General features: G+C 45.0%; 17 protein-coding genes. 11 read left to right on the forward strand and 6 right to left on the reverse strand.

The window, feature by feature from the left end; genetic code table 11:
• Positions 1-136: 136 nt before the first annotated feature.
• Positions 137-1,087: a TRM11 family SAM-dependent methyltransferase gene (locus J7I80_RS16690; RefSeq protein WP_251027823.1), complete on the forward strand. Its 951-nt coding sequence runs from the start codon at positions 137-139 to the stop codon at positions 1,085-1,087.
• A 52-nt stretch (positions 1,088-1,139) separates the two neighbouring features.
• Here J7I80_RS16690 and J7I80_RS16695 read toward each other — a convergent pair whose 3' ends face one another.
• Complete coding sequence (locus J7I80_RS16695) at positions 1,140-2,585, reverse strand: DEAD/DEAH box helicase (RefSeq protein WP_214739605.1); 1,446 nt, start codon at positions 2,583-2,585, stop codon at positions 1,140-1,142.
• Between the two features lie 206 nt (positions 2,586-2,791).
• On the reverse strand, positions 2,792-3,352 hold the full coding sequence (locus J7I80_RS16700; protein ID WP_251027825.1) for a uridine kinase family protein: 561 nt from the start codon (positions 3,350-3,352) through the stop codon (positions 2,792-2,794).
• A 254-nt stretch (positions 3,353-3,606) separates the two neighbouring features.
• Between J7I80_RS16700 and J7I80_RS16705 the strand changes: the two genes are divergently transcribed.
• Complete coding sequence (locus tag J7I80_RS16705) at positions 3,607-3,789, forward strand: DUF3896 family protein (RefSeq protein ID WP_214739609.1); 183 nt, start codon at positions 3,607-3,609, stop codon at positions 3,787-3,789.
• A 120-nt stretch (positions 3,790-3,909) separates the two neighbouring features.
• Here J7I80_RS16705 and J7I80_RS16710 read toward each other — a convergent pair whose 3' ends face one another.
• Positions 3,910-4,407: a hypothetical protein gene (locus J7I80_RS16710; protein ID WP_214739611.1), complete on the reverse strand. Its 498-nt coding sequence runs from the start codon at positions 4,405-4,407 to the stop codon at positions 3,910-3,912.
• Positions 4,408-4,503: 96 nt separating this feature from the next.
• Between J7I80_RS16710 and J7I80_RS16715 the strand changes: the two genes are divergently transcribed.
• The 8 genes from J7I80_RS16715 (at position 4,504) to J7I80_RS16750 (ending at position 13,248) form a co-directional block, all read left to right on the forward strand.
• The gene (locus tag J7I80_RS16715) at positions 4,504-5,112 is read left to right on the forward strand and encodes a vWA domain-containing protein (protein WP_214739613.1); all 609 of its coding nucleotides are present in this window, start codon (positions 4,504-4,506) and stop codon (positions 5,110-5,112) included.
• Positions 5,099-5,683, forward strand: coding sequence for a DUF4352 domain-containing protein (locus J7I80_RS16720; protein WP_214739615.1), 585 nt, complete (start codon positions 5,099-5,101; stop codon positions 5,681-5,683). The genes J7I80_RS16715 and J7I80_RS16720 overlap by 14 nt, the downstream gene beginning before the upstream one ends.
• A gap of 220 nt (positions 5,684-5,903) precedes the next feature.
• Positions 5,904-6,980: a hypothetical protein gene (locus tag J7I80_RS16725; protein ID WP_214739617.1), complete on the forward strand. Its 1,077-nt coding sequence runs from the start codon at positions 5,904-5,906 to the stop codon at positions 6,978-6,980.
• A gap of 127 nt (positions 6,981-7,107) precedes the next feature.
• Complete coding sequence (locus J7I80_RS16730; RefSeq protein WP_214739619.1) at positions 7,108-7,794, forward strand: response regulator transcription factor; 687 nt, start codon at positions 7,108-7,110, stop codon at positions 7,792-7,794.
• Positions 7,778-9,190 (forward strand): HAMP domain-containing sensor histidine kinase, encoded by a 1,413-nt coding sequence (locus J7I80_RS16735; protein ID WP_214739621.1) that lies wholly within the window; start codon positions 7,778-7,780, stop codon positions 9,188-9,190. Before J7I80_RS16730 ends, J7I80_RS16735 begins: the two co-directional genes overlap by 17 nt.
• A gap of 295 nt (positions 9,191-9,485) precedes the next feature.
• Positions 9,486-11,357 carry a polysaccharide biosynthesis protein gene (locus J7I80_RS16740; RefSeq protein WP_251027824.1) on the forward strand — a complete coding sequence of 624 codons (1,872 nt, stop codon included), beginning with the start codon at positions 9,486-9,488 and terminating at the stop codon, positions 11,355-11,357.
• A gap of 70 nt (positions 11,358-11,427) precedes the next feature.
• Positions 11,428-12,576 carry a DegT/DnrJ/EryC1/StrS family aminotransferase gene (locus tag J7I80_RS16745; protein ID WP_214739623.1) on the forward strand — a complete coding sequence of 383 codons (1,149 nt, stop codon included), beginning with the start codon at positions 11,428-11,430 and terminating at the stop codon, positions 12,574-12,576.
• Positions 12,577-12,591: 15 nt separating this feature from the next.
• Complete coding sequence (locus J7I80_RS16750; RefSeq protein WP_214739625.1) at positions 12,592-13,248, forward strand: sugar transferase; 657 nt, start codon at positions 12,592-12,594, stop codon at positions 13,246-13,248.
• Between the two features lie 24 nt (positions 13,249-13,272).
• Here J7I80_RS16750 and J7I80_RS16755 read toward each other — a convergent pair whose 3' ends face one another.
• From J7I80_RS16755 to J7I80_RS16765, 3 genes are read right to left on the reverse strand one after another with little or no spacing between them, the layout of a single operon-like run.
• Positions 13,273-14,187, reverse strand: coding sequence for an SDR family NAD(P)-dependent oxidoreductase (locus J7I80_RS16755; RefSeq protein ID WP_214739627.1), 915 nt, complete (start codon positions 14,185-14,187; stop codon positions 13,273-13,275).
• Positions 14,188-14,191: 4 nt separating this feature from the next.
• On the reverse strand, positions 14,192-15,196 hold the full coding sequence (locus tag J7I80_RS16760) for a glycosyltransferase family 2 protein (RefSeq protein ID WP_214739628.1): 1,005 nt from the start codon (positions 15,194-15,196) through the stop codon (positions 14,192-14,194).
• The gene (locus J7I80_RS16765) at positions 15,197-16,258 is read right to left on the reverse strand and encodes a glycosyltransferase family 4 protein (RefSeq protein ID WP_214739629.1); all 1,062 of its coding nucleotides are present in this window, start codon (positions 16,256-16,258) and stop codon (positions 15,197-15,199) included.
• Positions 16,259-16,420: 162 nt separating this feature from the next.
• Between J7I80_RS16765 and J7I80_RS16770 the strand changes: the two genes are divergently transcribed.
• On the forward strand, positions 16,421-17,071 hold the full coding sequence (locus J7I80_RS16770) for a YveK family protein (RefSeq protein WP_214739630.1): 651 nt from the start codon (positions 16,421-16,423) through the stop codon (positions 17,069-17,071).
• The last annotated feature ends 19 nt before the right edge of the window (positions 17,072-17,090 follow it).

A 17,090-nucleotide genomic window follows, 5' to 3' on the forward strand; every position in this document is an offset into this window, starting at 1 on the left:
TGGACAGTCGGCTATACATTTTGATTTCGGTCCGCCCAATGAAGTCAAAGAACGACTTCAATGGTCAGCCCTCCAACGCTTGTCGGGGCTGAGCAAGACGCTTGCGCTTTTCTTACAGCGGAAGGATTTGAACTGATTGGAAGTCACTAACTTTGAGCCTAAGTTTTTTATATACAACTATGCATCTCCAGGTGAAGAAAAAGAGTTGTGCGCACTGGAGATGCGCTCGTTTTTTGGGGAGGATACAGAATCCAGCATCCTGGAGAGTACTTCGAAAATCGATCCAAGCCGAAGTCCTTTTATGAGGGGACGTATGGATGTCATCATTGAAAGTGAGCAATTTGAGGACCTGATTGAGCAAGTGAAGAAGATAGAATTGACAGGCTCTACTTTTAAAGTGATGTATGTAAAAGTGGCAGGTCCTGAAAAGGTGGATTTTGAAGAAAGGCGCCGAATCGAACGGGAAGTGGGTCTGCAAATTCCTGGAGAGCCTGAGCTCGTAAATCCAGATGTCCTGTTTGGGATCATGAATGTAAACGGGCGCTGGGTATTTGGTGAATACCACAGCAGTGAAGCGGTCTGGCTGAACCATCAGCAAAAACCGCATAGCTACTCAACTTCATTAAGCACGCGTGTCGCAAGAGCGGTCGCCAATATTGCCGTTCCTGATCCAACTGGAGTCAAAGCGATCGACCCATGCTGCGGAATTGGAACGGTAGTGGTGGAAGCATTGTCGATGGGCATCGACATCGTTGCCAGTGATATCAATCCGCTCATACTGCCTGGTACAAGGGAGAACATCGCGCATTTTGGTTATTCGACGGAAGTGAAATTCAGGGACATCCGTGAAGTGACGGGCCATTATGATGTCGCTATTATTGATATGCCATACAATCTGTGCTCCGTTATTACGCCAGAAGAGCAGCTCGAGATGCTGCAAAGTACATACAAATTCGCTGATAAAGTGGTCATCGTCACGATTGAACCAATCGATTCTATCATCGGAGATGCCAGCTTTGAAATTGCTGACCGCTGTGTCGTGAGAAAAGGGACCTTCGAACGCGAGATTATTGTATGTAAAAAATAGGATAAAATTAAGGACGATTATGGATGTCATAATCGTCCTTTCTTCTTGAACTCTATTTAATGGCCTTGCTGACTCTAAGTTTCTTTCCTTTGATCGTTGCATTCTCCATTGCCTGAATTACAAGGGAGCCTTTTCCGTTCAGGATATCTACATAGGACATTGTATCGTGGATCGTGATGATGCCGATATCGTCTGCCGTTACTCCGGGGATTTTCGCGATTGTTCCAACGAAGTCGACGGCGCGAAGCTTCTTCTTTTTGCCGCCGCTGAAATGGAGCTTCATGATATCCTGGTTGATGCGGGCTGTTTTGTTGTTTTTCACGACACGGCGCCCGCTGATTTTTTCATCGAAAGCAGCCTGGTTTCTTGCAACGTCCTGCTTGCTCGGGGCTTCTGCCACAGGAATCTCAAAGCCAATGTAACGTTCAATTGCCCTGATGAATTTACCTTCATAATGTGTAGCAAACGTTATCGCTTTTCCTTTGTTTCCGGCGCGCCCAGTTCGGCCTGTCCGATGTACATAGCCCTCTTTTTCCATTGGAACATCATAGTTGATGACAAGTGAAACGTTATCGACGTCAATTCCCCTTGCTGCCACATCGGTGGCCACAAGGTAGCGGAAATTCCCCATTTTGAAGCCATCCATCACAGCAAAGCGGTCTTCTTGTTCCAATCCGCCATGAAGTCTTTCACAAGAATAATTTGCTTCTTCAAGCTGGGCAAACACTGTATCAACATTTTCCTTCGTCCTGCAAAAAATGATGCAGCTGTCAGGGTTTTCAACAACCGTAATATCTTTTAGAAGGGAGATCTTTTCCTCTTCTTTCACTTCGATCAACATATGGTCAATCGTATTTGTCGTAATACCGGTAGAAGCGATTTCGATGTTGACAGGATCCTTCATATATTTATGGCAAAGATTTTCAACATCCTTGGGCAAAGTCGCAGAAAACACCATCGTAACCCGATTTGGAGGAAGTTCTTCTATAATGGATTCAACTGCATCAATAAATCCCATATTAAGCATTTCATCTGCTTCATCGATGATCAGATATTTTATTTGGTCCAAAACCAGCGTTCCTCTTTCAATATGGTCGATGACGCGTCCAGGTGTACCAACGACGACATGAGTTTTTTGCTTCAATTCCTCTTTCTGTTTCGAGAAGGGCTCCTTGCCATAAACGGCCATTGCCTTGATCCTTTTGAACCGTCCGATATTCGTGATATCTTCACGAACCTGAACAGCCAGCTCCCTGGTTGGAGTGAGAATCAGCGCTTGAGGATTCTTTTCCTCCCAATCAACCATATCGCAAATGGGAATTCCGAATGAAGCCGTCTTTCCGCTTCCTGTCTGGGATTTAACGACAAGATCCTGATCTTGCAACGCCATTGGGATCACTTCTGCCTGGACCTCTGTGGGACTTTCATATTTCAGCACACCAAGTGCTCTTTTGATTTCATCGCTTAAATGATAATCCTCAAAACTTCTTTCGCTCATGAAATAACCTCTTTTATTTTTTATTATCCGACTTATATATAGGATTCTCGCAAAGAATCATCATATGCATAAACTGAATGGTATTCATTATACTTGAAATGCAGAAATATGCGACCTGAATTTGAAACTGTAAGCAGAAGGGAATCTTAGAAAAAGTTGTGCTACTTTGGTCATCATGGGTAAAAGATCATATCGCATTGAAGATTTTACTTAGTTCCACTAATAACAATGTCAGCACGCTCAGATGGTTTTTGCTGTTGTACATACATATCCTCCGCTACCATCCAATTGGCTTCCCATATCTCCCGGGCACCCTCGCCATCTCTCTCGATACCGCGGGCAAGCCGCAATTCGCGTGGACAATCGACCCAGATCTTCAGGTCATAGAAGTCCTCAAGTTCCTTGCGAGTAGAATAGACACCTTCAATAATGACAATTCCGCCAGCTGGGACAGTATGGAATTCCGCCAGAGTATCTGTGTCCCAATCATAGCGCTGATAATAGCCATCCTGGTCGCTGCTCAAAGGGTCCAGTACCTGAGCCATAAGGCGTTTCCAGTCAAAATCAGCGCCAATCGGTTTATTTGCAGGCACATCTTTTATGAGCTGAAAGGAGGGGAGATAAAAATCATCCTTATGGACAACCGTAACATCAGGAAGATCATCCTTCAGCATTTTTGAAAGGGTACTCTTACCAGAACCGCCGCAGCCGTCCACACCAATCAGCAGGGTGGACTGTTTTCGCTGCAAATTTCGAATAGCCTCCATTAGTTCGCGGGATGAATGATAGGGACCTTTTAATATTTTCATGCTGATTTTCCTTTCAGCCAGTGGTGTCCAGGAAAAGGAAATGATCCTGACTGGAACATGGCTTTATATAGAATCTAACTTTTAAATATGACTGTAATTTCTATAATAAGGTTTCACAAAATCACAATATTTCGAATGATACCCAGAAGGGTGTAGGGGGTATAATGAGAATATAAAGAAAGCGATTTCATTTCAAAGGAAGGGTGTTGGACATGAACTACCAAGAAGTTAAATCTCAATTAGAAGCATTACAGATGCAGCTGGCGAATAAGATGCAAAATCCAAGCCTGTCTATAGATGAAAAAACTGAACTTCAGAGAGCCATTGCAAACTATGATTATATCATCGAGCTGACTTGCATGAACCATTTTGAGCGCGGTAAGGCGATTCATTAAAACGAAGCCTGGAGGCACATTCCCTCCAGGCTATTTTTATAGACAAAATATAAATTTCAATGAAACAATGCCAGCATCAAGCTATGCCGAATGACCAAGGCGCTTGTGCTTGTGCCTTACTTATAGGACTCCACTTAATGGCTTTTGGCTGAAATAATCAAGTGCATAGTTGACCTGGTCAATTTCATAGATTTTTCTTTCAATGCAAAACTGAATCACAAGGTCAGATGTTTCACTGTCTGACAATGAGTAGCCGGCAGAGCTTAATAGCTTGTCGGTTTCTTTTTTGTTCAGCTCAAGGGCCAAAGCAAGGGCTGTGACCGTATTCTTACTCGGTTTATATTCAGGGTTTGAGCGGATTTTTGAAAAAAGCCTTCGATCGAGGCCAGCTTTCTTATACACCTCGGAATCCTTGCAGCCTTTTTTATCTATAAAGCCAAACAGTACCTTCTGCAGAGTCGGCTTCCGTTTCTCTGCAATGAAGCTTTCAATCTCCAGCGGTGAAATGCTTTCAAGGACATAATCCTCGATTGGGCCCATTGACTTTTCACAAACGACATAGCTTAAATTACGATCTATATACTGCTGCAGTTCTTCCAATAGCATTTTATCCAGCATGTGGCCAGCCTCCTTAAAATGTCGCTTAACAGGCGACCAAAATATGGATGATTCTAGATATGATTATATCAGATTCAGCTTAGGAGGTTGATAGTGATGAAGAATAATTTAACGGAAATCATTTTTTTGCTAGACCGGAGCGGCTCGATGGCAGGACTCGAGGGCGACACAGTTGGCGGGTTCAATGCTTTTGTGAAAAAACAGACCGAACTGGAAGGAGAAACGATCCTGACAACGGTGCTTTTTGACGATCAATATGAAGTGCTTTGGAACGGGATTGATGCGAGGGAGGCGAAGCTGACCGAAGATGAGTACTATGTCCGCGGGATGACTGCGCTTTTGGATGCAGTGGGTAAGACGATACTTGATGTTGGCTACCGTCTCGCCAGGACAAGTGAAGAACACAGGCCAGGCAAAGTCATCTTCGTGATCACGACAGATGGGATGGAGAACGCGAGCAGCGAGTTCACTTATGGAAAGGTGAAAGAACTGATTCGGCACCAGCAGGAAAAATACGGATGGGAATTCATCTTCATGGGTGCAAATATCGATGTAGCCAAAGAAGCTGACAGCCTTGGCATCCATATTGAGAATTCCTTTAACTTCGAGGCTTCAGAAAAAGGTATTGAAAATATGTATGAAATGGTTTCTGAATCTATTATGGAAAAAAGAATGAAAGGAGTACATGATGATGAAAATTTTTAAAAAATGGTGGTTCTGGCTCATTGCAGTTATTATTGTCATTGCTTTAGCAGGGGGCGGAGGAGAGGAGGAAACAGTGACCAAGGTAGATAAAGCTGCGGAAACTTCAGCTCCGGCAGAAAAAGATGAAAAAGCTGTGGAAACCTCAACATCGGCAGAAAACGAAGAAGAAGCGCCGTCAGTAAAGGAAGAATTCTCGGTCGGGGAGAAGGTTCAACTAGGTGACAATGTGCTGACGGTCACGAAAGCTGAGAAGTCAGCAGGCAGTGAGTATGACCAGCCAAAGGATGGACATGAGTATGTCGTGGTAACGGTTATGATCGAAAATGCCGGCGATGAAAACATCTCTTATAATCCATTTGATTTTAAGATGTCGAACAGCCAGGGACAAATCCTTGACCAGGCATTCACCACAATCGATACTAATACCTCGCTCCAATCTGGAGAACTGGCTCCAGGCGGAAAAGTAACTGGAACGATTGCCTTTGAGCAGCCAGCAGGTGATCCTGGCCTGCAGCTTCAGTACACGCCTAGCTTCTGGTCCGATAAGACGATCAAGGTGAATTTACAATGATAGCAGGAAGCGGCTTGACCGCTCCCTGCTTTTGACGTTTTCCTGACATGTTAATCACTGAAAACTCCTTGCAGCAATCTATATTTATAGTATCGAAAAAATTTTTAAAAATATTTCACCTGACATTTTGCTGACATATTCACAGAGTAAAGTATGAGTATAAGGTTCATGTCCCATCTTGAATCTGAAAAAAGAAATGATTTACAGGAGGATGTCAGATATGAAAAAGAAATCAGTTATTGGCTTCACGATCGCAGGCGCATTATTGCTTGGAGGGTATGCAACTACTTCTCTGGCTAATGACGACAGTACGACAAGTACAGCTGCCGCCACTGTCAAAGGTTTTTTTGGTAAAGGTTTTGGCCATAAAGGATTTTACGGAGGGAACTCAGAAGTTCTGCTTGAGAGAGCAAAAGACCTTGGCATCAGTACCTCAGGAAAAGATGCTCAAACATTGATGGGTGAAATTCGCGAAACTACACTTAAAAATGAAGCAAAAGAATTGGGAATCAAGACAGAGGGCAAGGATATCGCAACGCTGGCTGAGGAAGTTCAACTGGCCAACATTAAGGAGAGAGCGAAGGGTTTGGGTGTCTCGACCGCTGGGAAGGATGCAGCAGCACTTCATGATGCGATCCGCTTAGAGAACCTTAAAAATAAAGCGAAAGAACTCGGCATCTCAACAGACAACAAGGATGCTCAGACTCTAATGGAAGAAATCCGCACAGCGAACTTGAATAAAAAAGCCAAGGAGCTTGGCGTTTCCACTGAGGGCAAAGACCTTCTGACACTGCAGCAGGAAGTTCATATTGCATATATAAACAAAGAGGCAAAGAAATATGGGATTACAGTAGACGGCAAGGATATCCGTGAAATTACGCAGGAGGTCCAGTCTGCCAAAGTAAAAGCAGACGCAAAAGAGCTGAACATCACGATTGACGGGAAAACAATCGGCGAAATTGCCCAGGAAGTACAGGAAAAGAAAGTCCTGAACCTGGCCAAAGAACTTGGAATATCCACTGCTGATAAAGATACACGCCAACTGATGGAAGAAATTCAGGCCAAGGATGCTGCCAAACTTGATGAGTTGTTTGAGGATGGCTTAGGGCGCCATGGAATGGGCTTTGGACATGGCGGAGGTTTCGGAAAGGGCAATGGCATGGGAAATGGTGAAGGTTTCGGAAAAGGCAATGGTGTTGGACATGGCGGCGGCAAAGGCGGTATGGGACAAAGCGGTTTCGGCGGTGAAGGCGGTCGTGGCGGCATGCACCAAAACGGCGGCGGACGCGGGTTTTAATTTAAATATATCGTCATAATCCCCCGGTACAAGCGGGGGATTTTCTTGTAAGATTAGAATAGAAAAGTCACCGGGAATGATCCAGTTCAGCCATTGGGACTTGTTGATGATAATGGGAGGGGCGACGATGAAAAGCATATTAATCGTAGAAGATGAACAAACAATCTCTAGAGTGCTGGCGGTTTACCTGAAGCATGAAGGCTATGAAATCGTACAGGCCTTCGATGGAAAAGAAGGCCTCCATTTATTCACTCAGAACCAGCCTGATCTTGTGCTTCTGGATGTGATGCTTCCGGAAATGAACGGCTGGGATGTTCTGAAGGAAATTCGCAAAATCAGCTCCTGTCCGGTCATCATGCTGACTGCCCTTGGGGACATTGACTATCGCTTAAAAGGGCTGAACCAGGGAGCAGACGATTATATTTCAAAGCCGTTTGTTGGCGAAGAGGTAGTTGCCAGAATAAATGCCGTGCTGCGCCGTTCTTCGAATGTCCTGGATACGGATAATACAAAACAGTTTGGCAGCCTGAAAATCAATATGGATTCACATGTCGTAACGGTCAATGGCGAAAAAGTGGTTTTGACGCCCAAAGATCTCAGTTTGCTGATTTTCCTGGCGGAGCGGCCAAACCGGACCTTCACAAGGGAAGATTTGATCGAAAGTGTTTGGGGAATGGATTATGACGGAAGCGATCGCGCGGTAGATCTCTCGATAAAAAGAATTCGCCATTCACTGGCAGAGTGGCCGGCGTCACAGGGAGAAATCAGGACATTAAGAGGATTGGGGTATCAGTTCAGTGTTTACGAAAAATAAAAAGCACGTTCCATTATTGAGATATTGGACAACCAGATATCTTCTGACCTTGATTGTCGGGCTGCTTTTGCTCGGTGCCGGTTCTGTGTGGTGGATAAAGGAAACCACACTGGAAAACCGATTGAAGTTAATGGAGTACATGGCTGTAGAAACTGCCGACCGGGTCGCGCAGTCCAGTGATTTCGGCGGTTTTGACAAAAGGATGGGTGACCGGACCAGATTCTTCGAAATGGAAAATCAGCCACTGCTTATGATTACTGATATGGAAGGGAACGTACTGAACACCGGTCCGATGCATGGCGGATGGGGGCCCCGTCATTTTTCAGGAAAAGTTCCCTCAGAAATCATTGCAAATGATGACAGTATTAAGAGATTCACTGAGAATGGAACAAATATATATGCGGTTAAGGCGCCGATTACCATGAATCAGCTTCAAGCCGGATGGGTCATCGTGATGCAAAACGCTGGCGACTTGACTAACGTTGACCAGGAATACCGTTTGCTGCTCATTTTATTGATGGGACTTGGCTTGCTTGGATGGATTGTCATTTATCTTCTCACCAAAAGAATATTGAAACCAATCCAGAATGTAGCGGCGGCAGCGGCCCAGGTGCGTGAAGGGGATTATGACATCAAGCTTGATTCGGATCAGAAGGAACTTGAAATTTACGAACTTATTACTTCCTTTAAAGAAATGACCAGCCGACTGACCCAGCTCGAGCAAATGCGTGCTGAATTGCTGGCTGGAGTGACACATGATTTGAAAACACCTGTCACCTCGATCAGCGGTCTCGTCCAGGCGGTCCGGGATGGGGTTGTAACAGGGGAGGAGCGCCAGGAGTTTCTCGACATCACGCTAAAAGAAATCAATAGATTGCAAACCATGATTTCTGACCTGCTGGAATTCAATTCACTTGCAGCCGGCGCGTTCAGGGTCCGAGAGGAGAATTGTGATTTGAACAAACTCGTTGAGGACATTGGGCGGCAATGGCAGTTGACTCAGACTGAACCTGTTGATCTGAAGGTCATCACTCCCGGCCACACCATACGAGCTATGACGGATCCTTTGCGTTTGCAGCAAATCCTGATAAACTTGCTGAATAACTCCTATCAGGCAATCGGTGACAAAGGCACTATTACCCTCCAGCTTTCAGAGGGAAGAATTGATGTAAAAGACACAGGATCCGGCATACCAAAAGCTGAGCAGGCATTAGTGTTTGAACGTTTCTTCCGCGGCGAGAAGAAAAAGCTCAAGGTCAGGGGCCTTGGCCTCGGCCTGTCTTTCAGTAAAATGCTCGCCCGGTCATTGGGGGCAGACTTGATTTTAAAAGAAAGCAACCGTACTGGAACGACATTTTCTCTTGTGTGGGAGAAAAGGGGAGATTCAACTTCATAATAAATAGATTGCCTTCCCAGTTTGGGGAGGTTTTTTTATGTCCACCTCCCTGCGGCTGGCCAGGTATTTCTCCCTGGTTAAAATAATACCGGCATCCGTGAGCATCCTTAACATGAGTAAATCGAATTGAATTGTAGGTCAGGAGTCCTCTATGGTATTTCGAATGTAAGAATTAAAATAAATCAATTAATTATCAGATTACAGTAGCAAATGGGCGCATAGGTCAATATCCTAATGTGTATAGGAAGATATTCCCTTAAAGAAGGAAGTGAACGGTAATATTGCAGGAGGGGTTATGATAAAAGTTTTTATAGAAGAGGGTAAAAAGATGCGTAAGCAAAGAAGACGATTGATGTTTTTAATCAGTGATATGGTCATTATTTCCCTGTCAGTCGTAGTGAGCTTTTATATATTAATGGAAGGGAATACGACACGCTTAGATGGTTACAGCATCTTTCAAAGCTTGTTGATTGTTCTTCCAGCGTGCCTGCTGGCCTTTATTTTATATAAGGTTTATCACAGGCTGTGGAAATATGCGAGCATTATCGAAGCAATGCTTGTCTTTAAGGCTGTTTCTCTTGCGGTTATCATCTCTTTTTTAATCCAGTTCCTCCTTGAAAACCTTCGGGTCATAAGCCATATTTCACCTGTTGTTTATTTGCTTTTCTGGTTATTTATATTGACTGGTATATTCACCTCACGCTTTATATTCAGGTATAGACATGAGTCAAAATATCCAATCAGCCTGGAAAGGGAAAGGGCGTTGATCGTTGGTGCGGGGGATGCGGGAATGCTTGTTGTTAAGGAGCTTAAAAACTATCGGAAAACATTGCTGCCAGTAGCCATGATCGATGACAATTCTTCGAAGCAGAGGATGAGGGTTTTTGGCATCCCGATCGTGGGTGGCAGGGAGGATATCCCTCTGGCTGCCGAGCAATACCAGGTTCATACGATCGTTATCGCGATGCCTTCTGCTCCCAAGCATGAAATAGCAGAGGTCGTGAATATTTGCAGGAAGACAAAATGCAATGTGAAAATCCTGCCTCGTGTCAGCGATATTATCGACGGCAAAGTTTCGGTCAACAGGATCAGGGATGTGGAGGTTGAGGATTTACTGGGCAGGGATCCTAGTATTCTTGATCTGGAAGGAATAGCAGAATACCTTGAATTTAAGACGGTTTTGGTCACAGGTGCGGGCGGATCGATCGGGTCGGAATTATGCCGCCAGCTCACACGGTTCAAATTGAAGGAGCTGATTCTATTAGGCCACGGAGAAAACAGCATTTACCAGGTTAAGAGTGAATTAATGCAAAAAAATCCTGATTTCCCTCTTATAGGGCTGATTTGCGATATCCAGGATCAAAAAAGAGTGAACAGCATTTTCAAGAAATATAAGCCGCAGATTATTTTCCATGCGGCAGCGCACAAGCATGTTCCGATTATGGAAGAGAATCCCCTGGAAGCGATCAAGAATAATATTCTTGGCACGAGAAATTTAGCGGAAGCAGCCGATACTAGCGGAGCAGAACGTTTTGTACAGATTTCAACAGATAAAGCTGTAAGGCCGACGAGTATCATGGGAGCCACGAAAAGAGCGGCTGAAATGATCATCCAGGCCATGGATGAAAAAAGCGCTGCTAATTTTTGTATTGTGCGCTTCGGCAATGTATTGGGAAGCCGTGGCAGCGTTGTGCCCTTGTTCAAAAAACAAATCAGAGAAGGTGGTCCGGTGACGCTGACACATCCTGACATGGTCAGGTATTTCATGACCATTCCCGAGGCCGTGCAGCTGGTCATCCAGGCTGGTGCCTTTGTTAAAGGAGGAGAGCTTTTCCTTCTGGATATGGGTGAGCCAGTAAAAATCAAGCATTTGGCCGAGACCTTGATCTCCCTGTCCGGGCTCGAGCCGGGTATCGATATCGAGCTGAAGTACACCGGCATCCGTCCGGGAGAGAAGCTCTATGAAGAATTACTGACAGCTGAGGAAGAAGTAATGGATACAGAGCATCATTTAATATACAAAGCAAAAAATGTCTCGGTCATCGACCCTGACTTTTTTAGAAAACTGCATCAGCTTGAAGATCTGGCAAAACAGGAAATAGAGGACCCAGACCTTCTGCTGCCGGTTCTTAAGTCGATTGTTCCAACCTATCAACCAAACAGATAACAGCCGCACTTTTATCCCCAGTAAGTTTCCTGCCATGACACTGTGACCAACCAGAGAAAGGAGGCTTTTTGTGAAGGTTCCCTTTTATACCCCTTACATTGGCCAGGAAGAAATTGATGAGGTCACTTCGGCAATTCAGTCAAATTGGCTGACCAAGGGCCAGCGGACGAAGGATTTCGAAGGGAAGTTTGCCCAATATGTAGGAAGTAAACATGCTCTGGGCCTGAGTTCCTGTACGGCAGGCCTGCACCTCGCCCAGAAAGTCCTTGGCATTGGAGAAGGAGACCAAGTTATCACCACCCCTTATACTTTTGCGGCAACAGTAAATACGATTCTCCATTGTGGTGCAGAACCCGTACTTGCAGACATTGATCCCCTGACCATGAACATTGACCCTCAGGAAATTGAAAAAGCAATAACTCCAAAAACAAAAGCGATCGTACCGGTCCATTTTGCGGGTTTTCCGTGTGAAATGGACCGGATCATGGAAATTGCCAGGCGCCATAATATTAAGGTGATCGAGGATGCTGCCCATGCGGTTTACACAAAGTATCATGATCGTTTTATCGGAAGCATAGGCGATATAACCAGTTTCAGCTTTTACGCCACGAAGAACCTTTGCACAGGTGAGGGCGGGATGATTACGTCAAATGATGATGAGCTCATGAATGAGCTTCAAATCCTTAGCCTGCATGGAATGAGCAAGAATGCCTGGAACCGCTATTCTGATAAAGGAACGTGGTTTTACGAGATTGAAAGTCCAGGATACAAATACAATATGACAGATATTCAGGCATCGTTCGGAATCGTCCAGCTTGGAAAATTAGAAGAAATGCAGACTTTGAGAAAAAAGATAGCTGATCAATACCAGACTTCATTTTCGAAGGTTGAGCAGCTGCTGGTCCCGCATGATGATCCAAAGCACCGCCACGCCTGGCATCTGTATCCTGTCAGATTGAAGGGAGACACCCTGAAAATTGGCCGGGATGAATTCATCGAGAAGCTGAAGGAAGCGGGAATTGGCACAAGTGTGCATTTCATCCCGATCCCAATCCATCCGTACTATAAAAAGCTAGGTTATAAAATTACTGACTACCCGCACACATTGGAGGCCTACGAAGGAGTCATTTCGCTTCCTTTATTTCCGGGGATGACCGAAAAGCAGGTGGAGTATGTGATTGAGCAGGTATTAAAACTGGCAGATCAGTATAAGAAGTGAGAAGGTGAAACAGCTATGCTGAAAAGGATTCTGGATCTCACTGTGTCGATTGTTGCCCTTGCTCTGTTAATCCCCGTTTTAATTTTGGCTGCTGCCGGGATAAAATTAACAAGCCCCGGCCCTGTATTTTACAAAGCGAAAAGAATCGGGCTGGGAGGGGAACCATTTACCATGTATAAATTCAGGACGATGCATGTTCTTCAGGCAGAAAAAAGACTGGTCACCAGCGTGGGTGATCCAAGAATCTTCTCCTTCGGCGCAATCCTTCGAAAAGCGAAGGTGGATGAACTGCCCCAGCTGTTGAATGTACTGTTGGGAGACATGTCAATCGTGGGTCCGCGTCCAGAGGACCCTGTTATCGTGGAAAGGGACTATACGGAAGAGCAATTAAGGACTCTTGAAGTCCTGCCCGGCTTGACGAGCCCGGGAAGCCTTTATTACTATACATCGGGAGAGTCTTTGTTGACTGGGGAAAATACCGATCAAAAATATATTGAAGCCGTCATGCCTATGAAACTGGCAATTGATCTCTATTACACCGAAAATATCTCATTTATGTACGACTTGCAAATCATGCTTCGGACCGCTTATGTGATCGTTGCGAAGCTGGCTGGCCGGAACAATTTCAAAGAGATTTGGGAATGTTCCAAAATAAAATCGGAAAAGAAGTAGCCCCTTGATGCCAAGGGGCTGTTTTTATGGCTTATAAAAGGATAAGGTCTCTGCCAAACCTTGATCGAGGGTGTATTGCGGAGTCCATTTCAAATCTTGTCTGGCTAGTGTATGATCCAACTGGCTGTGGAGAATGTCGCCTGGACGCAATGCTTCATATGAAACAACTAATCTTGAGCTGGAGATCGCCTCTAAGCGTCTCACTAGCGTATTAAGAGAGGTTTGAGTATTAGTCCCGATATTGAACGTAGATTTACTGCCGGCTGCCAGTGCCGCCAGATTGGCAGCTGCGATATCTTTTACATAAATAAAGTCACGGGTTTGCTCGCCATCGCCATAAATGGAAAGCGGCTTTCCCTGAACAAGCCGGTCCATGAAAATTGAAATGACACCACCTTCACCAAGGGGGTCCTGTTTTGGGCCAAATACATTAGCGTAGCGAAGAATGCTATAATCGACCCCGAAAAGAGTGGAGAACATCCTGATATAATGCTCTGCGGTTAACTTTGAAAGTCCGTAAAATGATTCTGGTTGCAATGGATGGCTTTCATCCACTCCAATGTATTGAGGGTTGCCATATACAGCTGCGGATGATGCAAAGATGATTTTTCCTGTCTTGTATTGTTGACATAATTTCAGAAGGGAAAGGGTGCCGGCAATATTGATATCAGCGTCATTGCGCGGGTCCTCCAGCGATTTTTGGACACTGATCTGGGCTGCCTGGTGGATTACCACATCGGGACGGACCAGCTTGAAAACGACAGCAAGATCGCCGCTATCCAGCAGGTCAACAGGGAAGAAAGCAGCTCGGGCTGGTACGTACTCTCTTTTTCCAGTTGAAAGGTTATCGACAATGAACACCTCATGCCCTGCCTTAAGCAGTTCCTCTGCTATGGTAGAGCCAATGAAACCGGCGCCGCCTGTTACCAGAACTTTCATAACATCAACTCCTGTTTTTTAGGATCAAGCTTGCTATTCCAAACATGTTGCCGAATCCATAAGAAAAATGAAGGGTTGGGAAAGACAGCAGAAGGCATAAAATGAAAAGGATTTTTGGTTTCTTAATAGTCCTGCTCGCTTTAACAGCAAAAAATGCTGCTGCGGCCAGGTACAGAATGAACTGGAGGCAAAATAGAATTGGTATGAAGGCAGCAAAGAATACTAGAGTTGCCGTGAATAAGAAAGGGATGCATTTGCGGAAGGCAGGAAGCTTTTTGTGCTTAACGAAGGTTCGGGTTGTCCAATAGCCGTAGCGATAGTATTGCTCCCATAAATCCATGTAAGTTGGACGAGAGTAATAATCAAGGATAATCGCAGGATTCAGGATGATCTTCAGGCCAATTGCCCGGGCTCTGAGGCAGAAATCATAATCTTCATCACCCAAGAGCTCTTCGTCATATCCACCTAAGAGCTGCCATGTTTCCTTTGTAAAAGCGCCAAAGGGAACCGTATCAGTCTCCAACATTTCATGTCCCTGAAAGGTCCGGTATGAAGCATTGCCAATGCCGAATGGATGGCAGACCGCAGTGGAAATAGCGGTGGATACTAGCGTGCCTGAACCTGGAGAAATCCGGAGCCTTCCGCCGGCTATACCGTTAAAGCCAATAGATTCCAGGGTTTTGACTGCTTCGGAAAGGTAGTTTTTCGGTGCCTTTGTATGCCCGTCGATCCGGACGATGATATGAGAAGATGCAGCTTCACATGCCATATTCAGCGATTGGGGAATCGCCCTGTGCGGGTTGGTCAGCAATCTGATTTCCCGGTTGGCCTTCAGGTTTTGTGCTAGCTTTAGAATCACATCCCTCGTCCTGTCAGTTGAATGACCGTCGACAATGATGATTTCAATCGGGCCGTCCCATGATTGGTCATTCATGCTCTCGATCACTTCTGATATATACTTTTCTTCATTGTATACGGGAATGATGACCGAAATTTTACTTGTTCCCATTTACATCCTCCTCTCCTCGAGTACTTCCAGGTACACTTGCTTTGTTTCATGGGTCATCGTCTGTAGATTGAATTTGGATTCAGCTGCTTTTCTTGCAGCTGCCCGAAGCCGTTCTGCCTTCTCTTTATCCATCAATAGCTCGGTAATCTTTGAGGCAAATTGATCCGCTGAATGCGTCCCAATAAGGATTCCTGTTTTCTCATCGACAACTGCTTCGCTGATTCCCCCGACATCAATTGTCACTACCGGGGTGCCAACCGCGAATGCCTCGAGGATGCTCATTGGGAAAGCCTCCCGAAAGGATGTCAGGACAAAGACGTCAATTGATGCCAGAAAAGCATCCGGGTTGCTGATATCCCCGAGCATACGGACTCTGTTCTCCATTACAGCCTGTTTGATTCTCTGCTGTATTCTCCCCCAGTCCGGCCCATCCCCGGCAATAACGAATTCATAGCTCTCTTCATCCAGCTTTTCGGCGATCTCCAAGAAGAAGGGAATGTTCTTTTCCGGAGAGATTCTGCCGAGGATTCCGACCGTCTTTTTGCCTCGATTTTCCCTGCTGTTCACATATTGGAACTGCTGCAGATCCACCCCGTTATAAATGGTCTTGATTTTTGCCGCCGGGACACCCATTATGGCCAGTTCATCTGCCTGGGCACGATAAACAGTGATCGTTCTTTCCACAAAGTATTTTAAAAGAACCACAAGCAAGGATGGAAAATGATGATCCAGCAGTGTCACATTATGCTTCGTATAAATCAGCTTTATCCGAGGGAAGCAGCATTTTAAAAGAAGGGCGTGAAACAGCATTCTCAGGCTGTTGGCATGGATGGCTGAAATGTCTTTATTCACGATTAGCCAGAACAATATGAAAAGGTTCATAATGGGGTTGCCGCTAATTGCCGTAAAGTTGGCTGGATTGCTTAAGTATTGGACAAATGAGCCTTTCCTGGCAGCGGTATAAATCTGCAGCTTTTCGTCAGGAATCAAATTCTCGCACTTAACAAAATATCTCTCGGCACCCCCCGTATCCAGGAAGTCTGTTATAAATAATAGATTCATTAGATTCATCCTCATTTTAAAAAAGATATCTCGAAAAATAGTTTATGCTCGACATGGGAATTTGGTAACAGCCGCTGTATGCCTGGGCAGTAAAAAGGAACCTTTTTCTTGAAAATCGATATAAATAATACAGTCATATGAACGTGGAAGGGGGAATTTTGTTTGTCAATCATAGAACTATTAGGGGTGCTGAAACAGAGAGTGAAGCTGATTGCTGTTGCGTTTTTTAGCATCGTCCTCCTGGCTTTGATATTGCTGCAGTTTGTCTTAAATCCTGTCCATCAGTATAAAAAGCAAATTTTAATTGGAAACATCAATACTTCCTCTTCATATGTAGACCCAATTACAAATGAACAGCTAATTCAAACGTATATAGATTTGGTTGAAAGCTCGGCGGTACTTGAGCCTGTCATTTCAAAACTAGAGCTGAAGCGTACAGTCAAGGAGGTCCAGGATCACTTATTCATTTCAAATAATAAAAACTCTTTGGTCGTGACTTTGGCAGTCCACGATAAGAGTCCGGACCTGGCGAGGGAAATCGCAAATGAGATTGCTGAATCGTCTGCCGTTGAATTCAAGGAAGTCACCGAGGTCGATGTTGTCCATATCCTCGAAGGAAAGGGCAATCAGACAAAGCCGGAAAAGATTTTTCCGAATATGGTTGTATCGATGGTGATCGCTGCCGTGGTTGGCCTTTTTGCTGGACTTGGAATAGCGCTGCTGAAGGATTATTTTGATAACGCCGGAAAGAATTCATCAGCAAAGGAATTCACCAGGGTGCGCACCAGCAAGGGCGAAAGGAATAAGTACTAGGTCGGAATAAAAGTGGGGA

Origin of the sequence: Bacillus sp. ISL-41 (genome assembly GCF_018613235.1) — a bacterium.
Lineage (GTDB): Bacteria > Bacillota > Bacilli > Bacillales > Cytobacillaceae > Mesobacillus.

Bases quoted from the DNA above. Each gene is read 5' to 3' on its own strand.
- J7I80_RS16695 (WP_214739605.1), bottom strand. From the start codon at position 2,585: ATGAGCGAAAGAAGTTTTGAGGATTATCATTTAAGCGATGAAATCAAA.
- J7I80_RS16700 (WP_251027825.1), bottom strand. From the start codon at position 3,352: ATGGAGGCTATTCGAAATTTGCAGCGAAAACAGTCCACCCTGCTGATT.
- J7I80_RS16705 (WP_214739609.1), top strand. From the start codon at position 3,607: ATGAACTACCAAGAAGTTAAATCTCAATTAGAAGCATTACAGATGCAG.
- J7I80_RS16710 (WP_214739611.1), bottom strand. From the start codon at position 4,407: ATGCTGGATAAAATGCTATTGGAAGAACTGCAGCAGTATATAGATCGT.
- J7I80_RS16715 (WP_214739613.1), top strand. From the start codon at position 4,504: ATGAAGAATAATTTAACGGAAATCATTTTTTTGCTAGACCGGAGCGGC.
- J7I80_RS16720 (WP_214739615.1), top strand. From the start codon at position 5,099: ATGAAAATTTTTAAAAAATGGTGGTTCTGGCTCATTGCAGTTATTATT.
- J7I80_RS16725 (WP_214739617.1), top strand. From the start codon at position 5,904: ATGAAAAAGAAATCAGTTATTGGCTTCACGATCGCAGGCGCATTATTG.
- J7I80_RS16730 (WP_214739619.1), top strand. From the start codon at position 7,108: ATGAAAAGCATATTAATCGTAGAAGATGAACAAACAATCTCTAGAGTG.
- J7I80_RS16740 (WP_251027824.1), top strand. From the start codon at position 9,486: ATGATAAAAGTTTTTATAGAAGAGGGTAAAAAGATGCGTAAGCAAAGA.
- J7I80_RS16750 (WP_214739625.1), top strand. From the start codon at position 12,592: ATGCTGAAAAGGATTCTGGATCTCACTGTGTCGATTGTTGCCCTTGCT.
- J7I80_RS16755 (WP_214739627.1), bottom strand. From the start codon at position 14,187: ATGAAAGTTCTGGTAACAGGCGGCGCCGGTTTCATTGGCTCTACCATA.
- J7I80_RS16760 (WP_214739628.1), bottom strand. From the start codon at position 15,196: ATGGGAACAAGTAAAATTTCGGTCATCATTCCCGTATACAATGAAGAA.
- J7I80_RS16765 (WP_214739629.1), bottom strand. From the start codon at position 16,258: ATGAATCTATTATTTATAACAGACTTCCTGGATACGGGGGGTGCCGAG.